The 16,358-nt window shown below is 76.4% G+C and carries 5 protein-coding genes; 3 read left to right on the forward strand and 2 right to left on the reverse strand.

The window, feature by feature from the left end; genetic code table 11:
• Positions 1-255 precede the first annotated feature (255 nt).
• The 3 genes from IE332_RS39415 to IE332_RS39425 are packed head-to-tail and all read left to right on the forward strand — an operon-like array spanning position 256 to position 14,970.
• Positions 256-1,251, forward strand: a complete 996-nt coding sequence (locus IE332_RS39415; protein ID WP_229929292.1) for a TauD/TfdA family dioxygenase — start codon at positions 256-258, stop codon at positions 1,249-1,251.
• Positions 1,238-7,720 carry a non-ribosomal peptide synthetase gene (locus IE332_RS39420; RefSeq protein WP_189926468.1) on the forward strand — a complete coding sequence of 2,161 codons (6,483 nt, stop codon included), beginning with the start codon at positions 1,238-1,240 and terminating at the stop codon, positions 7,718-7,720. The genes IE332_RS39415 and IE332_RS39420 overlap by 14 nt, the downstream gene beginning before the upstream one ends.
• The gene (locus IE332_RS39425) at positions 7,717-14,970 is read left to right on the forward strand and encodes a non-ribosomal peptide synthetase (RefSeq protein ID WP_189926470.1); all 7,254 of its coding nucleotides are present in this window, start codon (positions 7,717-7,719) and stop codon (positions 14,968-14,970) included. The genes IE332_RS39420 and IE332_RS39425 overlap by 4 nt, the downstream gene beginning before the upstream one ends.
• A 54-nt stretch (positions 14,971-15,024) precedes the next feature.
• Here IE332_RS39425 and IE332_RS41650 read toward each other — a convergent pair whose 3' ends face one another.
• Positions 15,025-15,741, reverse strand: coding sequence for a helix-turn-helix transcriptional regulator (locus IE332_RS41650; protein ID WP_229929293.1), 717 nt, complete (start codon positions 15,739-15,741; stop codon positions 15,025-15,027).
• Complete coding sequence (locus tag IE332_RS39435) at positions 15,738-16,346, reverse strand: helix-turn-helix transcriptional regulator (protein ID WP_189926472.1); 609 nt, start codon at positions 16,344-16,346, stop codon at positions 15,738-15,740. The genes IE332_RS41650 and IE332_RS39435 overlap by 4 nt, the downstream gene beginning before the upstream one ends.
• Positions 16,347-16,358 lie beyond the last annotated feature (12 nt).

Here is a 16,358-nt window from a genome sequence, read left to right on the forward strand (position 1 = left end):
CCGCACGGATGCGGACGGGGGTCCCGGCCGCCGTCGGCATGCCCGCGTGCCGAAGCCCGTCGGCCTGCCCCTGCACAGAGCGGAACGGCCGCCCGGGCCGGAAGAGAAGGACACGCAGCGGGCCCGGAGGACGCGCTGCCGACAGGGCTGCTGGTTGTTCTCTCGCCGCACCCGGCCCGGCCCGAGAGGCTGAGGCGCATGACTGCGAACCCCTCACGCCCGGCCGCGACCGCGGATCCCACGGGAGAGCGCGCCGTGGAGTCCGCCCTTCCCTTCGTCCTGTCGGCGGACGCGCCGGGTACCCCCGTGGCCGAGTACCTGCCCGCCGCCCGTCCCCTCCTCCGCCGGCGGCTCCTGGAGCACGGCGCGGTCCTGCTGCGCGGTTTCGACGTCGGCGGGGTCGACGGGTTCGCCGGCGTGGTCGGGGCGGTGTCCGGCGAGCCGCTGGCCTACACCGAGCGCTCCTCGCCGCGCAGTACCATCAAGGGCCGGGTGTACACCTCCACCGACTACCCGCCGGCCGAGGAGATCTTCCTCCACAACGAGAACTCCTACCAGGCCGTCTGGCCCCGCACCCTGTTCTTCCACTGCGTACGGGCGCCCGAGACGCTCGGCTCGACCCCGCTCGCCGACGTCCGCCGGGTCCACGCGGCGATCGACCCGGCGGTGCGCGAGGAGTTCGCGGCCCGCGGCTGGATGGTGGTGCGCAACTTCACCGAGGGCTTCGGGGTGGCCTGGCAGCAGGCCTTCGGCACCGAGGACCGGGCCGAGGTGGAGCGGTACTGCGCCCGCAACGGCATGACCGCCGAGTGGACCGCGACCGGCCTGCGGACCAGGGCCCGGCGCGAGGCCGTGCACCGGCACCCGGAGACCGGCGAGCCGGTCTGGTTCAACCACCTCGCGTTCTTCCACGTCACCACGCTGGGGCCCGAGGTGTGCGGCGGCCTGCGGGAGATGTACGGCGAGGCCGGCCTGCCCACCAACACCTACTACGGCGACGGCGAGCCGGTGCCCGACGAGGTGGTCGCCCACCTGCGGGACTGCTACCGCGCCGAGCAGCGCCGCTTCGACTGGCGGCCCGACGACGTGCTGGTGGTCGACAACATGCTGGCGGCGCACGGCCGCGAGCCCTTCACCGGACCGCGGCGGATCGCCGTGGCCATGGCCGAGCCCTGGTCCGCGGCCGACGCCGCCCAGGCCCGCGCCGCCCGTACCGACACGCCCGGGGAGACGTCCGATGGCACCCGATGAGACCGGCTCCCCCCTCTCCTTCGCCCAGGAGCAGCTCTGGTTCGTCGACCAGCTGCGCTCCGGCGCCTCGACCGAGTACCTGCTGCACGAGGCGATCCGGCTGCGCGGCCCGCTGGACGAGACCGCGCTGACGGCCGCGCTGACCGAGGTCGCCGCCCGGCACGAGATCCTGCGCACCCGCTACGCCGCCCTGGACGGCGCCGGCTCGCAGATCGTCGACGACCCGGCGCCGGTCGAGCCCCGCCGGGTGGACCTGAGCGCCCTGCCCGAGGCCGAACAGCTGGACCGGCTCCGGGAGTTGAGCGCCACCGAACGGCGGACCCCGATCGACCTGCGCACCGCGGCGCCCTGGCGGCTGACCCTGGTACGGCTCGGCGAGGCCGACGCGGCCCTGCTGGTGACCGTCCACCACATCGCCTTCGACGCCGGCTCCTGGGTCGTGCTCGCCCGCGAACTCGACGCCCTGTACGGCGCGTTCCGCTCCGGCGAGCCGTCCCCGCTGCAACCGTCCGCGCTGGAACCGCCGCCGCTGCAGTACGCGGACTACGCCCAGTGGGAGCGCGACCGCTGGGAGGCCGACGCCGAGCGGACGGAGCGCCGCCGCGGCTACTGGCGCGAGCGGCTCGCCGGGCTGGAGCCGCTGGAGCTGCCCGCCGACCGGCACCGCCCGGCACTCTGGGAGCCGGCCGGCGCCGACGTCACCTTCACCGTGCCCGCCGGGTGCGCCGCCCGGCTCACCGAGCTGGGCCGCGGCCGCGGCCGCGGCGCCACCCCGTTCATGGTGTACCTGGCCGCCTACCAGCTGCTGCTGGCCCGGCACGCGGGCCGCGAGGACGTGGCCGTCGGCGTGTCGGTCTCGCGCCGCGACCAGCCCGAGCTGGAACAGCTGCTCGGCATGTTCCTCAACACCGTGGTGCTGCGCACCGACCTGTCCGGCTCACCGACCTTCCACGACCTGCTCGGCCGGGTCCGGGAGAGCGTCCTGGACGCCTACGACCACCAGGACGTGCCCTTCGACCGGGTCGTCGCGGACCTCGCACCGGAGCGCGACCGGTCCCGCAACCCGGTGTTCCAGGCCGCGTTCGCGCTGCACACCACCGACCCGCAGCCGTTCCGCCTGGCCGGCCTGGACGTCGGCCTCGTCCCGGCCGCCGTCACCAGCTCCGCCTTCGACCTCTCGCTGCACCTCGACGAGGAGCCGGACGGCTCGCTCACCGGGCGCTTCCTCTACCCGACCGCCCTGTTCGACCACGCCCGGATCGAGCGAATGGCCGGCCACCTGCTGCGGCTGCTGACCCAGCTGGCCGAGCAGCCGGACAGCCCCGTGCACCGGCTGGAGCTGCTCACCGAGGCCGAGTCACGGGCGCTCGACGCCTGGAACCCCACCGACGCCGACCCCGACCGGCTGTGGTCCGGTCCGTCGCTGCCCGAGCTCTTCCTCGCCCGAGCCGAGGCCACCCCGGACGCGGTGGCCGTGGTGGCCGGCCCGCTGGAGCTGACCTACGCCGAACTCGCCGACCGGACCCTGCGGCTGGCCCACCGGCTGACCGCGCTCGGGGTCGCCCCGGAGACCCCGGTCGGGGTCGCGCTGCACCGGGGCGCCGACCTGGTCACCGCGCTGCTCGCGGTGCTCACCGCGGGCGGGGTGTACGTGCCGCTCGCCCCCGACCACCCCGCCGACCGGCTGGCGTACCTGGTCGCCGACGCCGGGGTGGACCTGGTGATCACCGAGGAGTCGCTGCGCGACCGGCTGCCGGACGGGCCCCGGCTGGTCCTGCCGGGCGACGACGCGTACGACCCGGCCCCAGACGCCCTCGCGGCGCCCGTGCCTGTCGACCCCCGGGGCGCCGCGTATGTGATGTACACCTCCGGCTCCACCGGCCGCCCCAAGGGCGTGGTGGTGCCGCACGCGGCCATCCGCAACCGGGTGCTCTGGTCGGTCGAGCACCTGGACCTCGGCCCCGGCGAGCGGCTGCTGCAGAAGACCACGATCGGCTTCGACGCCGCCGTCTGGGAGTTCCTCTCCCCGCTGGTGTGCGGCGCCACCGTGGTAATGGCCCCGGCCGACGCCCACCGCGACCCGGCCGTGATGGCCCGGGCCGCCGAACACGGCGTCACCGTGCTGCAGCTCGTCCCCTCGGTGCTGCGGCTGCTGCTCGCCGAGCCGGGCCTGGCCGACTGCACCGCGCTGCGCGTGGTCTGCTCGGCCGGCGAGCCGCTGCCCGCCGAGCTGTGCGAGCGGCTGCGCGACCTGCTCGACGTCCGGGTCGTCAACACCTACGGCCCGACCGAGTGCGCGATCGACTCCACCGCCTGGCCGTACGACGGCACCCGGCGGGACGGCGTCGTCCCGATCGGCCACCCGCTCACCGGGGTACGGGTCCACGTGGTCGACGCCCACGACCGGCTGGTGCCGGTCGGCGTGCCCGGCGAGCTGTGCGTGGCCGGCGTCGGCCTGGCCCGCGGCTACCTGGGCCGCCCCGGCCTCACCGCCGAGCGCTTCGCCCCCAACCCGTACCCGCGGACCCCCGGCGAGCGCTGGTACCGCACCGGGGACCTGGTGCGCCGCCGCGCGGACGGCGCGCTGGAGTTCCTGGCCCGGCTGGACGAGCAGGTCAAGGTCCGCGGGGTGCGGATCGAGCCCGGGGAGATCGAGGCGGTGCTCGCCGCCCACCCGGCGGTCGGGGCCGCCGCGGTCGCCACCCACCGCTCGGCGGCCGGGGACCTGGAACTGACGGCCTACGTGGTGCCCGTCCCGGGCACCGCGGCCGGCCCCGAGGAGCTGCGCGCGCACCTGGCCGCCCGGCTGCCGGAGGCGATGGTCCCCTCGGCCGTCCTGGAACTGGACGAACTGCCGCTGACCCCCAGCGGCAAGGTCGACCGCAAGCTGCTGCCCTCGCCCGAGGGCCGCGAGCGCGGCACGGGCCGCGCGTGGACCGCCCCGCGCACCGCCGCCGAACGGTCCGTCGCCGAGGCGATGGCCGAGGTGCTGGAGGTGGACCGGGTCGGCGCCGAGGACGACTTCTTCGCCCTCGGCGGCCACTCGCTGCTGGCGATCCGGATGGTCCTGCGGCTGCGCCGCGGCCTCGGCGTCGACCTGACCGTCGGCGACCTGTTCGGCGCCCGTACCGTCGCCGCGCTGGCCGCCCGGGTCGACGCGGCCCGCGCCGCCGACCCCGAGGACGGACCCGCCGTCCGGCCCGTGCCGCGCACCGGCGAGCTGCCGCTCTCCTTCGGCCAGCAGCGCCTCTGGTTCCTGGACCAGCTGGAGCCCGGCAGCGACGAGTACCTCGTCCCGCTCGCCGTGCGCCTGCGCGGCCCGCTGGACGTCGAGGCGCTGCGCGGCGCCGTGGACGCCGTCGCCGCCCGGCACGAGGTGCTGCGCACCCACTACCTGCCGAACGACGGCGACCCCCGGCAGGTGATCGACCCGCCCGGCCCGGTGCCGTTCTGGCTGGTCGACCTCGCCGGGACCGCCGACGCCGAGGCACAGGCGCACCGGCTGGCGGCCAAGGCCGGCAGCCGCCCCTTCGACCTGGCGGCCGAGTGGCCGGTGCGCGTCACCGTCGTGCGGATCGCCCCCGACGACCACCTGCTCGCCCTGACCCTGCACCACATCGTCTGCGACGGCTGGTCGACCGGCCTGCTGCTGGCCGACCTGGACCGGGCCTACCGGGCGCTCGCGGCGGGCGAGCCCTCGCCCCTGGCCCCGCAGCCCGTGCACTACGCGGACTTCGCGGTCTGGCAGCGCGAGCGGGAGGACGCCGGCGGGCTGGCCGGGCAGCTCGACCACTGGCGGGAGCGGCTGGCCGGCCTGGTGCCCGTCGAGCTGCCCACCGACCGGCTGCGGGCCGCCGTCCGGGACACCCGCGGCGCCACCTTCGACACCACCGTACCGGCGGAACTCGGCCGCGAGCTGACGGAGTTGGCCCGCCGCAGCGGGGTGACGCCGTTCGTCCTGCTGCTGGCCGCCTTCCAGGTGCTGCTGGGCCGCCACACCGGGCGGGAGGACGTCGCGGTCGGCACCCCCGTCGCCGGGCGGACCAGGCCCGAGACCGAGGACTTGGTCGGCTTCTTCACCAACACCCTGGTGATCCGCACCGACCTGGCCGGCGATCCGCGCTTCACCGAGCTCCTGGACCAGGTCCACCGGGCGTCCGCCGACGCTCTCGCCCACCAGGACGTGCCGTTCGAGCACCTGGTCGACGCCCTCCGGCCGGACCGCGACCTCTCCCGCAACCCACTGTTCCAGGTGATGTTCGAGCTGCAGCACGCGGACGACCTCCCCGCCTCCCTCGGCGCGGCCACCGCCGAGTGGGTCGACGCGGGGCCCGCCGTGGCCAAGTTCGACCTCACGGTGACGGTCACCCAGCACGAGGACGGCCGGCTGCGGGTCTGGTTCGAGTACGCCACCGCCCTGTTCGACCGGGCCACCATGGACCGCCTCGCCGGGCACTACCTGACCCTGCTGCGGGCCGTCGCCGACGCCCCGGACGCCCGGCTCGGCGACCTCGGCCTGCTCACCGAGCCGGAGCGGCACCAGCTGCTCGACCTGTGGCCCGACCCGGACGGGCACCGCACCGCCGCCCTGGACCCGGCCGACGAGCACGGGCTCTGCGTGCCGCAGCTGATCGAGCGGGCGGCCCGCCGCACCCCGGAGGCGGTCGCGGTGATCGCCGGGCAGGAACGCATCGGCTACGCCGAGCTGAACGCCCGGGCCAACCGCCTCGCCCACCGGCTGCGCGGGCTCGGGGTCGGACCGGAGACGGTGGTCGCCTCCTGCCTGGAGCGCAGCGCGGCGGCGGTGGTCGCCCTGGTGGCCGTGCTCAAGGCGGGCGGCGTGTACGTGCCGCTCGACCCCCGGCACCCGGCCGACCGGCTGTCCTTCATGCTGGACGACGCCGGCGCCGAACTCGTGCTCACCACCGCCGAGTTCGCCGACCGGACGGCCGGCGGCCGGTACCGGACCGTGCTGGTCGACGACAAGCCCGGGGAGGACGGCGAGCCGACCGACTCGGCTCACGACACCGACCCGGTGCCGCTGGCCGGCCCCGCCGACCTCGCCTACGTCATCTACACCTCGGGCTCGACCGGCCGCCCCAAGGGCGTGATGATCGAGCACCGCTCCTACGCCCACCACTGCCGGGTGATCGCCGACGCCTACGGCATCGCCCCGGGTGAGCGGGTCGTGCTGCTGTCCGCGCTCACCTTCGACGTCGCGATGGACCAGATCGCGGCCACCCTGGTGGCGGGCGCCACCGTCGTGGTCGGCGACCCGGTCTTCTGGACCCCGGCCGAACTCCCCGCCCGGCTGGCCGAGTACGGCGTGACGATCCTGGAGATCACCCCCGCCTACTACCGCGCCGTCCTGGACTCCCCCGACCTCGCCCGGCTGACCGCGCTCAAGCTGATGAACGTCGGCAGCGACGTCGTCACCGTCGACGACGCCCGGCGCTGGGCGGACACCGGCCTGCCCGGCCGCTTCCTGTGCAACTACGGGCCCACCGAGGCCACCGTCACCTGTCTGCTCCACCCGGTGGACGCGGCCGGCGAGGCCGGCCGGCAGGCCTCGGCCGCGCTGCCGATCGGACGGCCGGTGGCCGGCACCCGGGCCCACGTCCTGGACGCCGACCTGCGGCCCGTCCCGGTCGGGGTGCCCGGCGAACTCTGCCTGGGCGGGGTCCGGCTCGCCCGCGGCTACCACCGCCGCCCCGGCCTGACCGCCGACCGTTTCGTCCCCGACCCGCTCGCCACCGCGCCCGGGCAGCGGCTCTACCGCACCGGCGACCTGGTCCGCCGCCGCCCGGACGGCGCCATCGAGTTCCTCGGCCGGATCGACCGCCAGGTCAAGCTGCGCGGCCTGCGGATCGAACTCGGCGAGATCGAGGCGGCGCTGGCCCGGCACCCCGCGGTGCGGGAGGCCGTGGTCGTCGCCGCGCCCACCGCGCCCGGCGAGCGGCAGCTGGTCGCCTACCTGGTCGCCCGGCCCGGCGAGGAGGTCCCGCCGGTCGCCGACCTGCGCGCCCACCTGCGGGACCTGCTGCCCGAGTACATGATCCCCGCGCGCTGGACCCCGCTCGCGGAGTTCCCGATGACCTCCAGCGGCAAGGTCGACCGCAAGGCGCTGCCCGACCCCGCCCCGGCCGGCGCCGAGGAGACAGCCGTCCACCTGCCCCCCGAGGGCCCGGTCCAGGAGGCGATCGCGGCCGTCTGGTCCGAGATCCTCGGCCTGCCCCGGGTCGGCGCCCAGGACGACTTCTTCGCCCTCGGCGGGCACTCCCTGCTCGCCACCCAGGTCCTCGCCGCCCTGCGCGAGGCCTTCGCGGTCGACCTGCCCCTGCGGCGACTGTTCGAGGCCACCACGGTGGCCGCCCTGGCCGACGCGGTGCGGGAGGCCGTCGAGGCCGACATTGACCGGCTGACCGATGACGAGATCGAGGACCTCCTGTCCCGGAAAGGTGTGCGATGAGCGAGACCGTTGACCGCTCCGCCCGGCGTGCCGAGCTGCTGCGCCGACGGCTGGAGGGCGGGGCCGCGCCCCGCCCCGCCGACGGCATCGGCCGGGCCCCCCGCACCGGCCCGCTGCCACTCTCCTCCGCCCAGCGCCGGCTCTGGATCCTGGACCGGATGCGGCCGGGCGGCACCGCGTACCTGATGACCGCCGCCCTGCACCTGCGCGGCCCGCTGGACCACCGGGCGCTGCACACCGCGCTGGACGCCCTGCCGGCCCGCCACGAGGTGCTGCGCACCCGCTACCCGGTGGTCGGCGACGAACCCGTCCAGCTGGTCGACGAGCCGTCCCCGGTGCCGCTGGACGAGCTGGACCTGCGCGAGCTGGACCGCCCCGCCGCCGAGGCCAGGATCGACGCCCTGACCAGCTCCGAGCGCCGCCCGGTCGACCTCGCGACCGGCCCGGTGCTGCGCGCCACCCTGGCCAGGCTCGCCGAGGACGAGCACGCGCTGCTGCTGACCTTCCACCACATCGCGGCGGACGGCTGGTCGGAGGACCTGCTGGTCACCGAGTTCACCGCCCGCTACGCGGCGGCCTGCTCCGGGGAGCCCGCCGCCGCACCACCGGCGGAGCTGCAGTACGCCGACTACGCCGTCTGGCAGCGCGAGCGGCTGGCCGGCGCCCCGTCCGAGCGGCAACTGGCGTTCTGGCGCGACCGCCTGGCCGGTCTCCCCCCGCTGGAGCTGCCCACCGACCGGCCCCGGCCGCCGGTCTGGGACTCCGCGGGCGACCAGGTGCCGGTGGCCGTCCCGGCGGACACCGCCGGCCGGCTCACCGCCCTGGCCCGGGAGCACGGCGCCACCCCGTTCATGGCCCTGCTCGCCGCCTACGCCGTCCTGCTAAGCCGCTGGAGCGGCCAGCGCGACCTGGCCGTCGGCACCCCGGTGGCCGGCCGGGACCGCGCCGAACTCCAGTCCATGGTGGGCCTGTTCCTCAACACCCTGGTCCTGCGGACGGACCTCTCCGGCACCCCGTCCTTCACCGACCTGCTGCGCCGGGTGCGCGAGGGCGCGATGGACGCCTACGCCCACCAGGAGCTCCCGTTCGAGCTGCTGGTGGACGAGCTGGTCCCGGAGCGCGACCCGTCCCGCAACCCGCTGTTCACCACGATGCTGCTGTGGGAGGACGCCGCGACCGCCGGCGCCGTACCGGCCGGCGGGCTGACCGTCGGCCGGCTGCCGGTCGGCGAGAGCAGCGCCAAGGTGGACCTCACCCTGGGCCTGACCGAGCAGCCGGACGGCTCGCTGGCCGGCGGGATCACCTACGCCTCCGCCCTGTTCGACCGCGCCACCGTCGAGCGCTTCGCCGCCCAGCTGGCCCGGCTGCTGGAGAGCGCCGTCGCCGCGCCCGGGCTGCCCGTCCACGAACTGGACGTCCTGCCCCCGGCCGAGCGCACCCTGCTGCTGGAGACCTGGAACGACACCGCCCGCGGCTACCCCGCCGGGACCCTCACCGCCCTGGTCGAGGCCCAGGCCCGCCGCGTCCCGGACGCTCCCGCGCTGCGCGGCCAGGGCGTCACGGTCTCGTACGCGGAGCTGAACACCCGGGCCAACCGGCTGGCGCACCGGCTGCGCGCCCTCGGCGTGGGCCCGGAGTCCGTGGTCGGGGTCCGGCTGCACCGGGGCGCCGAACTGGTGGTGGCGCTGCTGGGCGTGCTCAAGGCGGGCGGCGCCTACCTGCCGCTCGACCCGGAGTACCCGGCGGAGCGGCTGGCCTTCATGCTCGCCGACTCGGGCGCCCGGGTCGTGATCGGCCACGGCGGCCAGAGCAGTGCCGGGGCGGCCCCGGCCGACAGCGGGGTCCTCCCGGTCGACATCGCCGAGGACCTGTCCGGCCTGCCCACCGAGGACCCGGCGCCGCTCTGCGAACCGGCCCACCCGGCGTACGTGATCTACACCTCCGGCTCGACCGGCCGCCCCAAGGGCGTGGTGGTGGAGCACCGGGCGATCACCAACCGGCTGCACTGGATGCAGGAGGCCTACCGGCTGGGCCCCGACGACCGGATCCTGCACAAGACGCCGACCGGCTTCGACGTCTCGGTGTGGGAGCTGTTCTGGCCGCTGGTCACCGGTGCCACCATGGTGCTCGCCAAGCCCGGCGGCCACCGCGACCCGGCCTACCTGGCCGAGCTGATCGCCGGGGAGGGCGTGACCACCCTTCACTTCGTGCCGTCCATGCTGCGCGAGTTCCTCGCCGGGGAGCTGCCCCCGCTGCCCGCGCTGCGCCGGATGGTCTGCAGCGGCGAGGCCCTGCCGGGCGAGCTGGCCGAGGCCGTGCACCGGCGGATCGGCTGCGAGCTGCACAACCTCTACGGCCCGACCGAGGCCGCGGTGGACGTCACCGCCGTCCGCTGCCTGCCCGGCGAGACCGTGACCATCGGCCGGCCGATCGCCAACACCCGCACCTACCTGGTGGACGCCGACCTGCGACCGGTCCCGATCGGCGTGGCCGGTGAACTGCTGCTCGGCGGCGTGCAGTTGGCCCGCGGCTACCTGGCCAGGCCGGGCCTGACCGCGGAGCGCTTCGTCCCCTCCCCGTTCGCCACCGCCCCCGGCGAGCGGCTCTACCGCACCGGCGACCGGGCCCGGCTGCGGCCCGACGGCGCGATCGAGTACCTCGGCCGGCTCGACGACCAGGTGAAGATCCGCGGCCAGCGGGTCGAACCCGGCGAGATCGAGGAGGCGCTGGCCTCCGCGCCGGGCGTGGCCGCGGCCGCGGTCACCGTCCACGACGGCCGGCTGGTCGCCCACCTCGCCCCGCGCGCGGTGGACGCGGCCGCGGTGCGCGAGCACCTGCACCACCGGCTGCCCGCCCAGCTGCACCCGGCCCACTGGCTGCTGCACGACGCCCTGCCGCTCACCCCCAGCGGCAAGACCGACCGCCGGGCGCTGCCCGCCCCCGACGGCAGCCGCTCCGCGCTGGCCGGGGAGTACGTGGCACCCGGGGACGCCCTGGAGCAGACCCTCGCCGAGGCGTTCGCCGGGGCCCTCGGCCTGGACCGGGTGGGCGTCCGGGACAGCTTCTTCCAGCTCGGCGGCGACTCGATGCGCGCCATCCGGGTGGTCGGCGCCCTGCGCGAGCGGGGGATCCGGCTGGCCGTGCACGACCTGTTCACCCATCAGCGGGTCGGCGAGCTCGCCGCCCTGGTCCGCGCCGCTGACGCCGCAGGACCGGACCAGGGCCCCGGCGCCGGGCCGGACGACGGACCGCTGGTGGAGCCGTTCGCCCTGATCGGCGCGGAGGACCGGGAACGGCTGCCGGACGGACTGGCCGACGCCTACCCGCTGGCGCAGACCCAGGCCGGCATGGTCTTCGAGATGCTCGCCGCCACCGACCGGGCGGTCTACCAGAACGTCTCCTGCTACCGGGTACGCGACGAGGAGCCCTTCGACCCCGACACCCTGCGGGAGGCCGGGCGGCTGCTGGTGGAGCGCCACGAGATCCTGCGCACCACCGTCGACCTCTCCGGCTACTCCCAGGTCCTGCAACTGGTCCACCGGCACGCCGAACTCCCCGTCCGCACCGAGGACCTGCGCGGCCTGCCGGCCGCCGACCAGCGGGCCCTGGTGGACGGGTTCCTGACCGCCGAGCGGCGCCGGCCGTTCGACCTCGCCACCGCCCCCCTGCTGCGGTACGCCGTCCACGTGATCGACGACCACGAGTGGTGGCTGACCCACACCGAGTGCCACGCCATCCTGGACGGCTGGAGCCACACCTCCGTGGTCGCCGAGCTGATCGCCCTCTACCGGGCCCTGCGCCAGGGAAAGCGCCCCGACCTGCCGCCCCCGCCGGACGTACGCTTCGCCGACTTCGTCGCGCTGGAGCTCGCGGCCCTCGACTCGGCCGAGGACCGCGCCTTCTGGGCCGAACGGATCGGCCGGCACGAGAAGTTCGAGCTGCCCCCGGGCTGGGCCGGCAGCGAGCAGGACGAGCGGGCCCACATCGTCGACGTCGACCACGAGGACCTGCTGCCGGGCCTGCGCCGGCTCGCCGCGACCGCCGGCGCCTCCCTGAAGAGCGTGCTGCACACCGCCCACCTGGCGGCACTGGGCGTCGCCACCGGACGCACCCGGTTCTTCACCGGCCTGGTGACCAACGGCCGCCCCGAACGGGCCCGCGGCGACGAGGTGATGGGGCTGTACCTCAACACCGTGCCCTTCCCGGCCGACCTGTCCGCGCCGACCTGGCGCGCCCTGGTCGCGGACGTCTTCGCCGGCGAGGCCGAGCTGTGGCCGCACCGCCGCTACCCGATGCCGGCCATGCGGCGCGAGTGGGGGGCCGACGCCCCGCTGGTCGAGGCCGCCTTCGGCTACCTGGACTTCCACGTGCTCGACTGGGAGTCCGGCGACATCGGGATGGTCGACGACTTCAGCCCGAGCGAACTCGGCCTGGAGGTCTGGACCTTCCCCGGCGTGCTGCGCCTCGGCGCCCGGCCCGCCGTGGTCGGCCGCCCTCAGCTCGCCCTGCTGGGGCGCGTCTACCGCCATGTGCTGGAATCGATGGCCGCCGACCCCGAGGCCGACCCGCGCGCCCTGACCCTGCCCCCGGCCGACCGGGCGGCGGCGCTGCGCGCCGGGCTCGGCCCCCAGGCGCCGAGCCCCGAGGCCGGGTCGGTGCACGAGCTGGTGGCGCGCCAGGCCCGGCGGACGCCGCACGCGACGGCGCTGCGCCACGGCGAGGAGACCGTCGGGTACGCGGAGCTGGAGCGCCGGGCCGCCCGGCTCGCCCACCGGCTGCGGACCCTCGGCGTCGGGCCCGACACGGTCGTCGGGCTGCACCTGCCGCGCACCCCGGACCTGGTCACCGCCCAACTGGCCGTGCTCAAGGCGGGCGGCGCCTTCCTCCCGCTCGACCCGGCCTACCCGGCCGACCGCCTGCGGCACATGCTGACCGACGCCCGCGCGGCCGTCCTGCTCACCACCCGCGAGCTGCGGCCCACCCTGCCCCCCGACGCGCCCGGCACGGTCGAGGTGCTCGACCCGGAGGCGTACGCCGCGCTGCCGCCCTACGCGCCCGAGGGGCCCACGGACCCCGAGTCCCTCGCCTACCTGATCTACACCTCGGGGTCGACCGGCCGGCCCAAGGGCGTCGGCGTCCCGCACCGGGCCGCCCTCAACCTGCGCCAGGCCCAGTGCGGACCGCTCGACGTGCGGCCCGGCGACCGGGTGCTCCAGTACGCCTCGCCCAGCTTCGACGCGTACGTCTGGGAGCTGCTGATGACGCTCACCCACGGCGCCGAGCTGGTGCTGCCGCCGCCCGACACCGACCCGGGCGACCTGCGGCAGCAGTCCGCCCTGGTCACCCACATGACCGTGCCGCCGTCCCTGCTCTCCCAGCAGGACCCGGCCGACTTCCCGCGGCTGCGGGTGGTGGTCTCGGCGGGCGAGGCCTGCTCGGCGGCCCAGGCCTCGCGCTGGTCGCGGCACGCCACCTTCGTCAACGCCTACGGACCGACCGAGACCGCCGTCTGCGCCACGCTCGCCCCGGTCACGGCCACCGGCGACGACCGGCCGCCGTCGATCGGCGGCCCGATCGCCGGGGTGTCCGCGTACGTCCTCGACGACGGCCTGCGGCCGCTGCCGGACGGGGTGCGCGGCGAGCTGTACGTCGGCGGCGACGGCGTCGCCCGCGGCTACCTGAACCGCCCGGCGGCCACCGCCGCGGCGTTCGTCCCCGACCCCTACGGCGGCCGGCCCGGCGCCCGGCTCTACCGCACCGGCGACCTGGTGTCCCGCTCGGCCGACGGCACCCTGCAGTACCACGGCCGCCGCGACCACCAGGTGAAGGTGCGCGGCCTGCGGATCGAACCGGGCGAGATCGAGGAACTGCTGCTCGGCCACCCCGACGTGGCCGCCGCCGCCGTCACCGTGCACCGCGGCGCCGGCCCCGACGCCACCCTGGTGGCGTACACCAGGGCCGTGCCCGGCCGCACCGCGGACCCGGCCGGGCTGCGCGAACACCTGCGCGGCCGGCTCCCGCAGGCCCTGCTGCCGACGCACTACCTGGCCGTCGAGGAGTTCCCGCTCAACCCGGCCGGCAAGGTCGACCGGGCGGCGCTGCCCGCCCCGGACGCCCTGCGGCCGCAGCTCGGCTCGGCGTACGCCGCGCCCTCCACCGACCTGGAGCGGGCGCTCTGCGAGGCCTGGGGCGAGGCGCTCGGCGTGGCCGCGGTCGGCGTCCACGACGACTTCTTCGACCTGGGCGGGCACTCGCTGGCGATGATGCGGATCGTCGCCACCCTGCGGGCCCGGCACGGTCTGGAGCTGCGCTTCCGCTCCTTCATCGAGAACCGGACGGTGGCCAGGCTCGCCGCCGAGCTGGAGTCCGCCCGGGCGGCCGAGGAGACGGACACGGCCGAGGGGACCGGCGGCGCCCTGGTCTGGATCCGCGAGGGAGGCACCGGGACCCCGCTGTTCTGCGTCCACCCCGGCGGCGGCAGCGCGCACTGGTACCTGCGGCTGGCCCCGCACCTGGACCCCGACCTCCCGGTGGCCGCCTTCGAGTGGCCCGGCCCGCACGACAGCCCGACGGCACCCGGTGCCGAGGAGATGGCCGAGCGCTACCTCGCCGAACTGCGCCGGGCGCAGCCCGCCGGTCCGTACCGGCTGTTCAGCTGGTGCGGCGGCAGCGGGATCGCCTCGGAGCTGGCCCACCGGCTGGCGGACGCCGGCGAGGAGGTCACCTTCCTGCTGCTCGACCCTGGGCTGGACGCCCACCGGCGGGCCGAGGGCTGGCGGGAGTTCGCCCTGATCCAGCGGCTGGAGCAGCTGACCGCCGAGCTGGCGCGGGGCGGCGCCGCGGCCGACACCCCGGCCCGGCGCCAGGAGATCCTGGAGCTGCTGGACCACCTGGTGGACGACGTCGACGAGGAGACCGGGATCACCCTGCCCGAAGAGGGCATCGGCGAGGTCTGGCCGCGCGAGGCGCGGATCTGGCGCGAGGTGATGGAGATGGACCTCGCCTACCGGCACCGCCCGTTCGCCCTCCACCTGCACCTGATCGCCAGCGACGAACTGGCCCAGGGGCGCCACGAGGTGTCGTACGGCCAGGAGTTCGCCGACTACGTGCGGCGCTGGGGCGAGCTGGCCACCGGCGGCGTGACGGTCCACCGGATCGGCGGCGACCACTTCGGCGTGATGAAGCCGCCGTACGTGTCCGACCTGGCGGGCGTGATCGAGCGGGTGATCGCCGCGGACGCCCGGGAGTAGCCGGGTGCGGGCCGGTGGGGCGCCGGGGACGGCGCCCCACCGGGTCAGCGGCCTCTAGATCAGCCCGGCCCGGACGGCGTGCGCCACGGCGTGGGCCCGGTTGCGGACCTGCAGCCGCGCCATCAGGTCGTAGAGGGCGTTCTTCACCGTGTGCTGGGAGCAGGACAGCGTCCGGGCGATCGCGGCGTTGTCGTGGCCCTCGGCCACCAGGGCGAGCACCAGGGACTGCCGGGCCGTCAGCGGCGTGCCGGGGCGCGGCGTGCCGGTCTCCTCCGCCCCGGCGGGGAACAGCCGCAGCACCACGCCCTGCGGGATCATCCCCTCGCCGTGCCGCGCGGTGCGGACGGCGGCGGCGAGCCGGTGCGGGGCGGTGTCGGTGGCGCGCAGCATGGCCCGCGCGCCGGAGCGCACGGCGCGCAGCACCCCGCCCGCGGTGAACCGCTCGGCGACCAGCAGCACCCCGGGCTCGGCCCCGGACGGCCCCGGTGGCGGGCAGATCCCGAGGGCCTCCTCGACCGTCCCGCCGACGGCGACGGTGACCGCGCCCGGCGGTCCGTCGAGGGGTCGGCTGCCGAGCACTTCCACGCCCGCCCGTCTCAGCGCGCCGGCGAGGGTCTCGTACCCGGCGAGGTCGGTGGCCCGGAGGTAGGCGCGCAGCCGGTGGCCCGCGGCGGCCTGCGCCCGGTCGGCCGCCGGGGACGGGGACGACGGGCCGGTCGGCGTCCCGGGCAGTGTCCCGGCCGGCGCCTCGGCCACCGCCGCGCCGCTCACAGCAGCCCTCCGCGCAGCGCGAAGGCGACCGCGTGGGCGCGGTTGCGCAGCCGGAACCGCTGGGTGATGTCGCGCAGCACGGTCGTCACGGTCCGCACCGAGTAGCACAGCTCCCGGGCGATCTCCTCGGTCTCCCGGCCCTCGGCGACCAGCCGCAGCACCGTGCGTTCGCGGTCGCTGAGGCCGGGGCCGCCGGCGTACGGCCGCGCCGCGCCCTCCCGGTGCTCCAGCAGTTCGTCGAGCAGGTCGGCGGACATGGTGCAGTCGCCGCCGGCGGCCGAGAGCACGGTGCGCACCAGGCGGTCGGCGGTCACCTCGCGGCGGCGCAGCAGTCCGGCCACGCCCGCGGTGATGGCCTGGCGCGCATCGGCGGCGACCAGTTCGGTGGCAACCAGGACCACTTCGGGCCGCTGCTCCTGCTCACGGGTGGTGGTGACCAGGTCCAGGGCCGGGCGGTCCACCTGGTCGACGATCACGACCGCCACCCGGGCGGGCTCGTTCGGGAGCACCAGGGCGACCTCCGGACTGTTGCCCAGGGTGCTGGCGGCTCCCGCCTCCAGGACGGGATCCAGTGCTACGACGCTGACGGACAGGGCATTCCCCATAGAGCGGCTCCT

It is taken from the genome of Kitasatospora xanthocidica (assembly GCF_014656195.1).
Taxonomy (GTDB): domain Bacteria; phylum Actinomycetota; class Actinomycetes; order Streptomycetales; family Streptomycetaceae; genus Kitasatospora; species Kitasatospora xanthocidica.

What these genes read in the sequence shown, in the direction of transcription:
- IE332_RS39435 (WP_189926472.1), bottom strand. Translation starts at nt 16,346, where the DNA reads ATGGGGAATGCCCTGTCCGTCAGCGTCGTAGCACTGGATCCCGTCCTG.
- IE332_RS39425 (WP_189926470.1), top strand. Translation starts at nt 7,717, where the DNA reads ATGAGCGAGACCGTTGACCGCTCCGCCCGGCGTGCCGAGCTGCTGCGC.
- IE332_RS39420 (WP_189926468.1), top strand. Translation starts at nt 1,238, where the DNA reads ATGGCACCCGATGAGACCGGCTCCCCCCTCTCCTTCGCCCAGGAGCAG.